We start from the raw sequence: 11504 nt of genomic DNA, 5'->3' as shown, positions 1-11504 counted from the left end.
CTACTTTGGAACTCAAAAAACTCAAAACTTATTCTCCACTTCCGCAGCCTGCAACATCAGGTAATGCAAATCTGTATTCTTTACAAAAGGCTTCAACAATTCACTTCCTGGGCCAAACATCGCCAATTCGACATAATCAGCCGAATGGTCCATGCTGATCCAGCCTACTGAGTTTGATTTTTTCTGCATCTCTGAAAATGCTTTAAACGGCAGTTTTTTGTAATTGTACAAGCCGCCATCTTCTTTGTGCAATCCGTCATAATAGGACAATACCGCTCTTGCATCATCTTCTGAAATCGTTCCGCCGTTCGCAGCATCAATAATTTCACGAACCTGTGCCACCGACGAATCGGCGTGAATCGCATTTAAAATCCATTCGTTTGTTCTGGTGTATTTCTGGATGCTGTCGAAATTCGCATTCGCCTCTTTTCCATAAATGATGCCCGGATTTGCGTTTCCGTGATCGGTAGTGATGATGACCAAAGTCTCTTTGTCTTTTTCGGCAAATTCAATCGCGATTTTAATAGCTTCGTCAAACTCGATCTGGTCGTTGATCAATCCGCCGATGTCATTTGCATGCGCCGCCCAGTCGACTTTTCCGCTTTCAATTTGAAGGACAAATCCTTTGGGGTTGTTTTTCATCCGATCGATCGCTTTCTGTGCCATTTCGGCAAGAGAAGGCACGCTGTTTTTTAAATCTGCATCGTTGTTTCTGTCCACATAATACGGCAAAGCATCGTCTGCAAAAACACCAATCACAGGTTTGTCCAATGATGCTGCCATCATTTCTGCGCGCGTTTTCACTACCTGATAGCCTTTAGAAGCATAGGCCGCATACATGTCTTTTTTGTCTTTTCGTTTATCCGAAGCAAAATACTGGTTTCCGCCGCCCATCATGATGTCAAAACCCAAATCGAGGTATTGCGCCGCGATGTCTTCCTGGCTGTTTCGGCTTTTGCTGTTGACGCAGAATCCGGCCGGAGTGGCATGTGTGATCGGAACGGTCGTCACGCAACCCGCCATTTTTCCGGCTTTTTTAAATTTTTGCAGAATCGGAAGATACGTTTCTCCGTTGGCACCAACGTTCAGCGAACCATTCGGAACACGAACGCCGCCGCCCCACGAAGAGCTTCCTGCCGACGAATCGGTGACGATCGAGCTTGCAGAAGCCGTGTCCATCAAAGCACGCGAGACGCGGTTGTCTTTATACAATTGGATCCAGTTGCTGCCTTTTCCGAATTTTCGGTTCAGGAACAAATCGGCCATATTCAATGTTCCGGTGCTCATGCCGTCGCTGACGAGGAAAATGATGTTCTTGGCTTTTTTATTTCTGCCAGACAGATCAAAATCCTGCGATTTTCCAAAAACGTCTAAAGGGTTGATGAGGGCTGAACCAAGGGCTGCGAGTGAGCCGTTGCGGAAAAACTTTCTTCTGTTCATTTGAAATTTAAGTTTTTAAAAGGAATTCAAAGATAAAAAACATCCGAAGGAAATGTGTTAAGAGTTTATTATTTTAAAATGCCTAACAAGATTTAGTTTTATTTTTTCTTTGGTGCTTTAAAACTTTCATTTACACGGATTTTGATTAATTTTAAGCGCATGAAATACAAACTATCAATATTGCTTTCATTTGTTTCAATTGTGATCCAAGCACAGGAAAATGTTGTCGCTGCTGGTGGAAATGCTGTTGGCGGGAGCGGGTCAGTGGCTTATTCGATCGGGCAGATCGGCTACCATCAATTGGACAGCTCGGATAAAAACATTATCGAAGGATTGCAGCAGCCTTTTGAAATTATGGTTTTGGGATTTGAAGATTTTGTTCCTGCTGCGATTGCAATCACCGCATATCCAAATCCGACCGCCGGTCAATTGCAGATTGAAATGGCATCTCTAAGAGAAGATTTACAATTCGAATTGTATGATATCAATGGTCGGATCATTATTAAAAAATCCATAATAAACAGTTTGCAAACAGCTGTTCCAATGGAAAATTTACAGCCGGGAATTTACCTGCTGGCCATTTCAGATCAGAAAAGCACCATAAAAACTTTTAAAATCCTAAAAAAATAACGCATGAAAAAAATCTTTAAGCTCGCTTTAGTACTGATGTTTTTCGCATTTGCCAATGCCTTTGCACAAGCACCACAAAAAATGAGCTATCAGGCAGTTGTCAGAAATGCGTCGGGAAGCTTAGTGGCAAACGTGCCTGTTGGCGTGCGCATCAGTATCCTTAGTGGATCGGTTTCGGGTGCGGTCGTATATGCAGAAACGCATCTGGTTACTACGAATGTCAATGGATTGATGTCAATTGAAATTGGAGGCGGATCTCCTCAAACCGGCGCATTTAATGCGATCAATTGGGCAAATGCTCCCTTTTTCGTAAAGACAGAAACCGATCCGAATGGCGGTTCAAATTATTCAATCGCGGGAACAAGCGAGTTGTTGAGTGTACCATTTGCGCTGTATGCAGAAAATAGTAAGCCACAAGGAAAGTCTACAATTTACCTTACAGGAGACATTACTGACACGCAGGCGAGGGAACGATTGTCAAAAGAATTTGGCCCAAATACAGAAAATATTTATGTTTTGAATACGACTGAATTGACCACGTTGGATTTGAGTACGATAGATAACTTACTTACGCTAAAAGTAATTAACAATGGGGCATTAAATACTCTAAATTTAGGACAATTGAAATTTGTTTACAAAGACATTGAAATTTCAGGAAATGCATCGTTGAATACTTTAAACTTTGATGCTTTGCAAAAAGTATATGATACTACAATCTTAATGAATAATGGGTCCTTGCAGCATCTCACGTTTCCGTCACTGAAAACCTCTTCGACAATTTCCATCAGGACCAATAACTCCTTACAATCAGTTTCGATGCCGGTTTACGAGCAAGCAGTTTACGGATTGGCTTCAGGAAACGGCACTGTTTCCATTTCATATAACGCATCTTTGGTATTCATTGAAATGCCTGTAGTGAGAGATATTGGAAATTTTGATATATTAGGAAGCCCAAATCTTGTCACTTTGTCACTCCAGGCTTTCAAAAATTGTGGTAGTTTCAGGATATCCGACACCGGATTGCAAAACTTAAATTTACCAGAGTTTGAAATCTCAGGACAGCTGTCCATAGATAGTAACAGTGTACTCACATTAATTAATTTTCCTAAATTTAAAAGTGTAAGCTCTTTTTTTATTGTAGGGAATATCAGTTTGACCAATCTGTCAATTCCTCTTTATACAGGGTATCTTAACACTGTAAATAACATAGATGTCTATGGCAATCTTTTTCCAAGTTCGCAGGTGAATTATTTGCTAGACAAGATGTTACACCTTCAGGTAACTTCAGGGAATCGTTTGTCTATTACCCAAAGTACACCAGCACCGCCTACAGGCCAGGGAATTATTGACAAGCAAACTTTGATCAATAACGGAAATACAATTTGGACAGATTAAACAATCACAATTCTATCATTACCTGATTCTTCAATAAATCTTCAAACGTTTCGCGTTCGCGGATGAGTATGCCTTTTCCGTCAATCCACAGCACTTCTGCGGGTTTGTAACGCGAATTGTAATTTGACGCCATCGAAAAACAATACGCACCGGCGTTCCTGAAACACAACAAATCACCTTCTTTTATTTCGGCAATTTTGCGGTTGTTTGCAAAGGTATCGGTTTCACAGATATAACCTACAACCGAGTAAAAACGTTCTTTACCCTTTGGGTTCGAAATATTTTCTATATGGTGCTGCGAACCGTAAAACATGGGGCGGATCAAATGGTTGAAACCGCTGTCGATCCCGGCAAAAACGGTTGAGGTCGTTTGCTTCACAACATTGACTTTTGCAAGGAAAAATCCGGATTCGCTGACGAGGAATTTTCCGGGCTCAAAGGCCAATGTGAGTTCGCGGCCGTATTCTTTTTCAAACGCATTAAAACGTTTAGAAAGTTTTTTACCGAGTTCTTCAATGTCGGTTTCGATGTCGTCTTTTTTGTAGGGTACTTTAAATCCGCTTCCAAAATCCAGAAAATCCAGTTCTTTGAAATGTTTTGCGGTGTCGAAAAGGATTTCTGCTGCGTATAAAAAGACTTCAATATCCAGAATATCAGAACCTGTATGCATGTGGATGCCGTTGATGTGCATGCCTGTATTTTCAACAATCCGGAGCAGATGCGGCAACTGATGGATCGAAATCCCGAATTTGCTGTCGATGTGGCCAACAGAAATATTCGTATTCCCACCTGCCATGACGTGCGGATTGATGCGGATGCAAACCGGCACTTTCGGGTGTTTGGTGCCGAAATGCTCGAGTACCGAAAGGTTGTCAATATTGATCTGAACGCCGAGTGTGGCGACTTCTTCAATTTCTTCAAAAGACACTCCGTTTGGTGTATAAATGATTTTTTCAAGTGGAAAACCTGCGTGCAAGCCAAGCTGGACTTCCTGGATCGAAACCGTGTCCAAACCCGAGCCCATTGATTTTAGCAATTGCAGAACCGCTACATTCGACAATGCCTTGACCGCATAATTCACGCGCAGTTGCTTCACCTTTGAGAAAGCGCTTGTTAAACGGTTGTACTGGAATTTGATTTTGTCGGCGTCGTAAACGTATAAAGGACTGCCAAACTGCTCTGCTAACTGGACTAATTCTTTGGGTTGCATTTTTTAAGATTTTACACAAAACTATTATTCGAAAGGCGCACTTCCAAAACAATTCATAAGAATTTGTGATTTATATCGATTTGACAAAATTTTTAAAGGAGATTGAATATTTAATAATTTCCAGGTTGAAGTTTAAATATTGTCGTTAGATCAAATTCCATTTTGAAACATGATGCCATAGCCCTGATGGAAGCGGCATCCTTTTGTGGAATGCAATGGAACAAAAGATACAGCAGACAGCAGGAACCAGCTCCTGAAAAATCAAAATACTTGCCTGAAATTAATGCGATTTTCTCTTTATGGATTAATCCGAATTCGTTACTTTTGTGGCACTTTTAAAAAGTCAAATACTTCATTATGGATATACACGAATACCAGGGAAAAGAGATATTGGCCAGTTATGGCGTAAAAGTACAGCGCGGCTATGTGGCAAATAATCCACAGGAAGCGGTTGCTGCTGCTAAACAATTAACAGCTGAAACCGGAACAGGATGGCATGTGATCAAAGCACAGGTTCACGCCGGAGGACGCGGAAAAGGCGGCGGTGTAAAGCTTGCGAAAAACCTGCAACAGGTTGAAGAAATTGCAGAACAGATCATTGGAATGCAGTTGATCACGCCACAAACTTCGGCTGAAGGTAAAAAAGTACACAAAGTTTTGGTTGCTGAGGATGTTTATTATCCTGGGGAAAGCGAAACATCTGAATTTTATATGTCGGTTTTACTGAACCGTGGAAAAGGACGCAACATGATCATGTATTCTACTGAAGGTGGAATGGATATCGAGGAAGTTGCTGAGCACACACCTCATTTAATCTTTACGGAAGAAATCGATCCTGCCGCAGGTTTGCAGGCTTTCCAGGTAAGAAGAATTGCTTTTAACTTAGGGCTTTCGGGCGCTGCGTTTAAAGAAATGACGGCTTTCGTTCCGGCTTTGTACAATGCTTACGTTGGTTGCGATGCTTCGATGTTTGAGATCAACCCGGTTTTGAAGACGTCTGACAACAAAATTATCGCCGTGGATGCCAAAGTAAATTTGGATGACAACGCTTTGTACAGACACCCGAAATATGCAGAAATGCGCGACATCCGTGAAGAAAATCCAATTGAAGTAGAAGCGAAAGCGGCTGGTTTGAATTATGTGGATCTTGACGGAACGGTAGGTTGTATGGTAAACGGTGCCGGACTTGCGATGGCGACGATGGATTTGATCAAATATGCAGGTTTTGAGCCGGCAAACTTCCTGGACGTAGGAGGAACTGCTGATGCCAAACGTGTGGAACTGGCTTTCCGCATCATTTTGAAAGACCCGAATGTAAAAGCGATCCTGATCAATATTTTTGGAGGAATCGTTCGTTGCGACAGAGTGGCCCAAGGTGTTGTTGATGCTTATAAAAACATGGGCGACGCCATTAAAGTGCCGATCATCGTTCGTTTGCAGGGAACGAATGCCGAAATTGCAAAAGAACTGATCGACAACTCTGGAATGCCGATTTTATCTGCAACACAATTTCAGGAAGCGGCAGATCAGGTGAAGGCAGCTTTGAGTTAATTAACAATTGACAATGAATAATTAATAATGACATTCGTTGTGGAAACTTATCGAATTCATTAAAATATAAAAATGTATTGGTTATAGTGTTCAAAATTATTTCTGATACTTATTGAGTAAAAAATCCCGGTTTAGCGACCGGGATTTTTTTGTTTTATATTGTTTCTGTTTTGGATGTTGCCTTGTGCAATATTGGAAAATTACAGGAATTTGCAATGAAGCAGAGTTTGTTCGCTTTGGAATGCAATTTATCAAGATTTTGCCGCATTGATTCTTCGGCGACCGTTACACGCGGATTCAAAATGACTTCTGTGAAATGCCCGCTTCCGTCAGGATTTACAGTCATCGATCCGGTGGCGTGGTCTTCATACGCGGTCACAATCACGCCTGCATTCACACAAACATGCAGAAAACTCATCATGTGGCAGCCGGATAACGCTGCGAGCAGCAATTCTTCGGGATTGTATTTTGTCGGGTCGCCGCGAAAAGTAGGATCGGCAGAAGCCTGAAGATCGGGTTTGTTTTCGAATGAAATCGTATGGTTGCGTTCGTATGCGCGGTAATGAGAAGTTCCGGTTCCGAGGTTTCCCGTCCATTTCATCTCTAAAGAATAAGAATGTGCCGACATAATTATTGCTTGAGTGTTGCTGCGATCGCTTTTTCAGCCAATGGTTTCATGATGCCATATCCGGTTTTGTTCGGATGTACGCCGTCTTCTGATAATTCTTTTTTGAGTCCGTTGCGTTCGTCTTTCATCGCCGAATGATAATCGATGTATTGCAGACGATGTTGCTTTGCGTAACTTTTGATCATCTCATTTAAACTGACAATTTTTTGTGCAGGTTCAAGGCCGGGTTTCCACGGATAATTGAATGCGGGAAGCACGGCACATAAAATGACTTTGATGCCATTGGCCTGAGCCAGTTCTGCCATAGAGGCGATATTGTCCGTGATCATTTCGAGCGTTGATGGCCCGGTATTCCCGGCAATATCATTCGTTCCCGCTAAAATGACGACTGCTGTGGGTTTTAGATTGATCACATCAGCGCGAAAGCGCAACAGCATTTGCGGAGTAGTTTGTCCGCCGATGCCGCGATTGACGTATGCATTTGACCTGAAAAAATCAGGATCGGCTTTGAGCCAGCCTTCCGTAATCGAGTTACCCATGAATACGACGCCTTTTTTCACAACGCCTTTAGCTGCCAATTCAGTGTTTTCGTTTTTAAAACGATTCAGGTTTGCCCAATCTTGAGCAGTTGCGTTTTTTGCCATAATCAACAGGAAAGCAGTGAGGGCTATTTTTATTTTCATAAGAAATGTATTAATTGACAATGGATAATTGATAATGATGCAGATTGCCGTAATAGCATTGTCAATTGTTCATTATTAATTATTTCGGCATTTTCGCCATGTCCATATACAGCATGTTCCAGCGGTGGCCATCGAGATCTGCGAAAGCAAATCCGTACATCCAGCCCTGTATGTCGGCTGGTTTTGAGAATACGCTCGCACCGGCATCTTCGGCTTTCTTGGCCATTTCATCAATTTGCTCTTTGCTTTCCGCGCTAAAAGAAATCATGACTTCGTTGCTGGTTTTGGTGTCGGTCACGGCATTCATCAGAAATTCCTTTAATTGGCTTTCTTCAAAAAGCATGATGGCGGTTTTCTTTTCGTCAATGATCAGGCAGGCAGAAGTTTCAGAATCGCCGTGCCCGGAATTGAATGTGAATCCGAGTTTGGTAAAAAATACTTTCGATGCACTGACATTTTTTACAGGCAAATTAATCCAGAGTTGCTTTATCATAATCTTATTTTTTAATGATTTGTATGTGATAAAGTTAACCCAAATGATCAGGATTTAGAAGTGTAACGAAAACAATTTTCGTGGGTGATTACGACAAATGTTCTCCCGGTGCGTCATAATTTACCATCCAGTTGATTCCGAACTGATCGGTCAGCATTCCGAAATAAGCGCCCCAAAAAGACTGGTGTAGCGGCATATTTACATTGGCACCAGCCGAAAGTCCGTTGAAAATTTTATCCGCTTCTTCCTTGCTTTCTACATTTACCGTAATCGAAAAATTATTTCCGGCAGTGACGGTTCCACCGAATTCTGTTGTGGCATCGCTACCATAAAGTGTCGTTTCTTTGCTGATCGGAAGGTTCACATGCATGATCTTTTCGGCATCTTCAGGATTAATCGTTTTACCATCCATAGGCGGCATGTCGATAAAACGGCCCATATACGGAATTTCGCCACCGAAAACCGATTGGTAAAAAAGAAATGCTTTTTCGCAATTTCCGTTAAAAGTCAGGTAAGGATTGATTGTAGCCATATTTTTGTTTTTGAAGTTTGGAATAAGTGTATTTGTAGTTGAAGCATTGTTTTGACCGTCAAATATAAATAAAAAGCAAAACAGCGTTCATTATATTTTGATTATTTTAGCGGCAAATTTCACCCGCCGACCTATGAATACCACCACACTCTCATTTAAAAGAATCGACCTTTTTATTGTAGTGATTTCGTCTTTGCTAATGTTTGCAGTAGCCAATCTGCCATTTAAAGTAAAGCCTTTTGGAGATGCAACATTTCATATAGAAGGGAAAAACCTCGCGCTGTATTTAAAAGGTGACATGCCTTATAAAGAAGTCATGATTTCAAAAGCGCCCGGCCCGGTATTTTTTTATGCAGCCGTTTATCTTTTCGCACCTTCGGATGCAACCGACGACCAGCTTTGGAATTACGGCGTGATTTTTACCTCGATCGTCATTACGTTGAGCATGCTGCTTATTTTTAGGGCGGCTACAGCTTTTTTTTCAAAGGAGATCGCCGTGCTGAGCATGCTGTTGTTTTTTATCTTTCCGATGCATTGCTATTACTCGCTCGGGATCAGTGGCGAGCCGCCGGCTTTTTTCTCCCTGGCGATGCTGTTGTACGGATGGTCGGTTGCGTTTTACAAACCCGAATCAAAAAGCGGCTGGTTGTGGCTTATTGCAGGAATGGGCTTCCTGATCCTAAACAGGCCAAACGCGATGTTGATTCTGCTTTTGGGCGTAGTGATCGTTTTTTATGCGTGGTTTCGCAACAAAGCATTTTTCGCAAAATACGGAAAGCAAATGCTGGTATCTTTTTTTTGTACCGGGCTGATTGCTTTTGGGGTTTTGGAAATGTCGAAAGCGATTACCGCTAATAAAACCGACGTTGACCAACAGTATTATTTTTATTATGTGGCGCATCAGGGAAGGTTTCAGTTCAGGAACGAACCAACCGATATCAGGTATTGGGAGAACGACATCAGGTCGGATAGCAAAGATTACCAGGACTGGATTCAGAGCGCGCGCGATTTGTCTGCAGAATCAAAGGCAACAGGCCGTTCGCATAACGAAGTATATAGGGATTTTCTTATTAATGATGCACTGCAGCATCCTTTTTTGCTGGCCAGGCAATTTGTCATAAAGTGCGTATATGGGCATTTGTACTACATCAACAGCCTGCGACCTGAAAAGTTCAAAATGGGCCCGCTACAAGGGGCAACGGGTTTCTACATCTTTATCCTGATCATTAACCTGGTCAATATTTTAATCATGATAGGTGCTGCGATTTTTCTTTTCAAACAGAAAAACCTGATCAATTACTGGGTATTCTGGGGTGTTATTGTTGCTTTGCTGATTTTCCACGGACTCATTTACATGGAGCCGAGATACATTTTTCCAACGAAAGCAGCGCTGTACATTATGAGTGCGGCAGGATTGTACCGCTTGGCATTCATCCGAAAGTATACCGATAAGTTTTCGGGTTTATTTTTTAAATCCTGAACAATTTTGATACTATAAAAAATCCCGGACAATTGCCGGGATTTTTTATTTCTTGTTTTTGCCGTTGTTGAATTTCACTCGCTCGACAACTTCTATTTTTGGTGCCGGTTTTTTTGGCGCTTGCTTCTTAAAAGGTTTTGTGCCTGCGGGTTTGGGTTTTGGAAAAGTGTTTTTGATAGGCTGGTCTTTCGGGAAGCGTGGCGCACTAGCCTGTACGTTCTTGTTGTTTTCGGAAATCACGTCCATGGCATTTTTCGGATTTTCTTTGGTTCCACGCAAGTGAATGACCAATCCATTCAGGAAATTACGCAACACCTGGTCGCCGCATTCCATATAATTTGGATGGTCTTGTTTTCTAAAAAAAGCGCCAAGCTCGGCTGGCGAAATCCTGAAATCGACCAATTGCAGAATTTCAAGGATTTGTTCGTCACGCAACTGAAGTGCGACGCGTAGTTTTTTAAATATATCGTTGTTGTCCATTTTTTATGTTTTTATATTTTAGGCAAAAGGCAAATCGTTGAATGGTCAATTAAAAAAGGCAAAGGTACGCATTTACAAAATGCTCGCGCCATAATTTCTCATTATGCTGTCCGCCCTTTACGATCGTTTCTTTTGTAAGGTGCAGGCAGTAGCATCTTTTTTCATCGAGAAGCTTTTCTGTTTTTTTCATATCTGGAATCATTTCGGCATCTTCATTGTCACCGCAGAGGAAATAGATTTTGGTTTTGATTTTCTTCGTGTTTTCTGTGAGTTTGTAGATTTCGTCACTAAACCAAAAAGAGGGTGAGAAAACGCCTGCTTTTCCGAAAACTTCAGGATATTTTAAAGCGGCATAATAAGAAACCAATCCGCCAAGCGAGCTTCCCATGATGGCAGTGTTATTTGCATTTGTTTTCGTACGGTATTTTTTATCGACTTCAGGCTTCAGTGTTTTGACAATAAACTCAAGATAAGCGTCTGCATTTCCGCCGCCGTATTTGGCATTTTTGTAAGGCGTAAGTTCGTCAATCCTTTTGTCGTTTCCGTGTTCAATTCCGATAACAATTACCTGTGCGTTGAGGCTGTCGAGGCTTTCGTCTACATTCCATTCGCCAACGAAAGACGTTTTTGCATCGAATAAATTCTGCGCGTCGTGCATGTAAATCACCGGATATTTTTTGGCAGAAGCCTTGTAGTTTTTAGGCAGGTACACCCAGATCTTTTTGGTGGAGTGGAGTTGTGGCGCATCAATCGTAAAAGTCGACACCTGTTTAGAAGCGGTACTTTCCTGTGCATTTGCTTTCATACAAAAGACAGCTAACAATAAATAAAGGGAATATCGGGTCATAAAAACGCGGTTTCAGTTTAACACTTCAAATATAAGCATCTTAAACGTTTGAATGAATCAGGTATTGATTTTGCTCATCGGATTTTTATTAAGCCTGCCAGATGCCAATACACGGTGTTGTTTAAAAAAATATAA

The 11504-nt window shown here is 41.7% G+C and carries 12 protein-coding genes; 4 read left to right on the top strand and 8 right to left on the bottom strand.

Going from position 1 to position 11504, the window contains the following annotated elements; all coding sequences use genetic code 11:
• Positions 1-21 precede the first annotated feature (21 nt).
• Positions 22-1440, bottom strand: a complete 1419-nt coding sequence (locus BLS32_RS11630) for an alkaline phosphatase (RefSeq protein ID WP_091395809.1) — start codon at positions 1438-1440, stop codon at positions 22-24.
• Positions 1441-1599: 159 nt separating this feature from the next.
• Between BLS32_RS11630 and BLS32_RS11625 the strand changes: the two genes are divergently transcribed.
• Positions 1600-2070, top strand: a complete 471-nt coding sequence (locus BLS32_RS11625) for a T9SS type A sorting domain-containing protein (RefSeq protein ID WP_091395807.1) — start codon at positions 1600-1602, stop codon at positions 2068-2070.
• A gap of 3 nt (positions 2071-2073) precedes the next feature.
• Positions 2074-3465, top strand: a complete 1392-nt coding sequence (locus BLS32_RS11620; protein ID WP_091395805.1) for a hypothetical protein — start codon at positions 2074-2076, stop codon at positions 3463-3465.
• Positions 3466-3469: 4 nt separating this feature from the next.
• Here BLS32_RS11620 and lysA read toward each other — a convergent pair whose 3' ends face one another.
• A complete protein-coding gene (lysA, locus tag BLS32_RS11615) occupies positions 3470-4675 on the bottom strand; it encodes a diaminopimelate decarboxylase (RefSeq protein WP_091395801.1) in 1206 nt (401 codons plus the stop codon).
• A 357-nt stretch (positions 4676-5032) separates the two neighbouring features.
• Between lysA and sucC the strand changes: the two genes are divergently transcribed.
• A complete protein-coding gene (sucC, locus tag BLS32_RS11610) occupies positions 5033-6226 on the top strand; it encodes an ADP-forming succinate--CoA ligase subunit beta (RefSeq protein WP_091395798.1) in 1194 nt (397 codons plus the stop codon).
• 154 nt (positions 6227-6380) lie between these two features.
• On the opposite strand, the gene BLS32_RS11605 is transcribed toward sucC, so the two are convergent.
• The 4 genes from BLS32_RS11605 to BLS32_RS11590 form a co-directional block, all read right to left on the bottom strand.
• The gene (locus BLS32_RS11605) at positions 6381-6854 is read right to left on the bottom strand and encodes an OsmC family protein (protein WP_091395795.1); all 474 of its coding nucleotides are present in this window, start codon (positions 6852-6854) and stop codon (positions 6381-6383) included.
• A 2-nt stretch (positions 6855-6856) separates the two neighbouring features.
• Positions 6857-7537, bottom strand: a complete 681-nt coding sequence (locus BLS32_RS11600; protein ID WP_091395792.1) for an SGNH/GDSL hydrolase family protein — start codon at positions 7535-7537, stop codon at positions 6857-6859.
• A gap of 79 nt (positions 7538-7616) precedes the next feature.
• Positions 7617-8030, bottom strand: a complete 414-nt coding sequence (locus BLS32_RS11595; protein WP_091395789.1) for a VOC family protein — start codon at positions 8028-8030, stop codon at positions 7617-7619.
• A gap of 88 nt (positions 8031-8118) precedes the next feature.
• Positions 8119-8562, bottom strand: coding sequence for a VOC family protein (locus tag BLS32_RS11590; protein ID WP_091395786.1), 444 nt, complete (start codon positions 8560-8562; stop codon positions 8119-8121).
• 133 nt (positions 8563-8695) lie between these two features.
• On the opposite strand from BLS32_RS11590, the gene BLS32_RS11585 reads away from it, so the two are divergent.
• Positions 8696-10042 (top strand): glycosyltransferase family 39 protein, encoded by a 1347-nt coding sequence (locus tag BLS32_RS11585; protein WP_091395784.1) that lies wholly within the window; start codon positions 8696-8698, stop codon positions 10040-10042.
• A 45-nt stretch (positions 10043-10087) separates the two neighbouring features.
• On the opposite strand, the gene BLS32_RS11580 is transcribed toward BLS32_RS11585, so the two are convergent.
• Together BLS32_RS11580 and BLS32_RS11575 are read right to left on the bottom strand one after the other, a co-directional pair.
• Positions 10088-10522 carry a DUF1456 family protein gene (locus BLS32_RS11580; RefSeq protein WP_091395781.1) on the bottom strand — a complete coding sequence of 145 codons (435 nt, stop codon included), beginning with the start codon at positions 10520-10522 and terminating at the stop codon, positions 10088-10090.
• 49 nt (positions 10523-10571) lie between these two features.
• Positions 10572-11327, bottom strand: a complete 756-nt coding sequence (locus BLS32_RS11575; RefSeq protein ID WP_245699424.1) for an alpha/beta hydrolase — start codon at positions 11325-11327, stop codon at positions 10572-10574.
• Positions 11328-11504: the final 177 nt, after the last annotated feature.

The organism is Flavobacterium noncentrifugens (assembly GCF_900100375.1).
GTDB classification, from domain to species: Bacteria; Bacteroidota; Bacteroidia; order Flavobacteriales; family Flavobacteriaceae; genus Flavobacterium; species Flavobacterium noncentrifugens.
Note: the sequence above shows the minus strand (reverse complement) of the source record. Positions and strands in the feature narration are given on the sequence as shown.

What these genes read in the sequence shown, in the direction of transcription:
- BLS32_RS11630 (WP_091395809.1), bottom strand. Translation starts at nt 1,440, where the DNA reads ATGAACAGAAGAAAGTTTTTCCGCAACGGCTCACTCGCAGCCCTTGGT.
- BLS32_RS11625 (WP_091395807.1), top strand. Translation starts at nt 1,600, where the DNA reads ATGAAATACAAACTATCAATATTGCTTTCATTTGTTTCAATTGTGATC.
- BLS32_RS11620 (WP_091395805.1), top strand. Translation starts at nt 2,074, where the DNA reads ATGAAAAAAATCTTTAAGCTCGCTTTAGTACTGATGTTTTTCGCATTT.
- lysA (WP_091395801.1), bottom strand. Translation starts at nt 4,675, where the DNA reads ATGCAACCCAAAGAATTAGTCCAGTTAGCAGAGCAGTTTGGCAGTCCT.
- sucC (WP_091395798.1), top strand. Translation starts at nt 5,033, where the DNA reads ATGGATATACACGAATACCAGGGAAAAGAGATATTGGCCAGTTATGGC.
- BLS32_RS11605 (WP_091395795.1), bottom strand. Translation starts at nt 6,854, where the DNA reads ATGTCGGCACATTCTTATTCTTTAGAGATGAAATGGACGGGAAACCTC.
- BLS32_RS11600 (WP_091395792.1), bottom strand. Translation starts at nt 7,537, where the DNA reads ATGAAAATAAAAATAGCCCTCACTGCTTTCCTGTTGATTATGGCAAAA.
- BLS32_RS11595 (WP_091395789.1), bottom strand. Translation starts at nt 8,030, where the DNA reads ATGATAAAGCAACTCTGGATTAATTTGCCTGTAAAAAATGTCAGTGCA.
- BLS32_RS11590 (WP_091395786.1), bottom strand. Translation starts at nt 8,562, where the DNA reads ATGGCTACAATCAATCCTTACCTGACTTTTAACGGAAATTGCGAAAAA.
- BLS32_RS11585 (WP_091395784.1), top strand. Translation starts at nt 8,696, where the DNA reads ATGAATACCACCACACTCTCATTTAAAAGAATCGACCTTTTTATTGTA.
- BLS32_RS11580 (WP_091395781.1), bottom strand. Translation starts at nt 10,522, where the DNA reads ATGGACAACAACGATATATTTAAAAAACTACGCGTCGCACTTCAGTTG.
- BLS32_RS11575 (WP_245699424.1), bottom strand. Translation starts at nt 11,327, where the DNA reads ATGAAAGCAAATGCACAGGAAAGTACCGCTTCTAAACAGGTGTCGACT.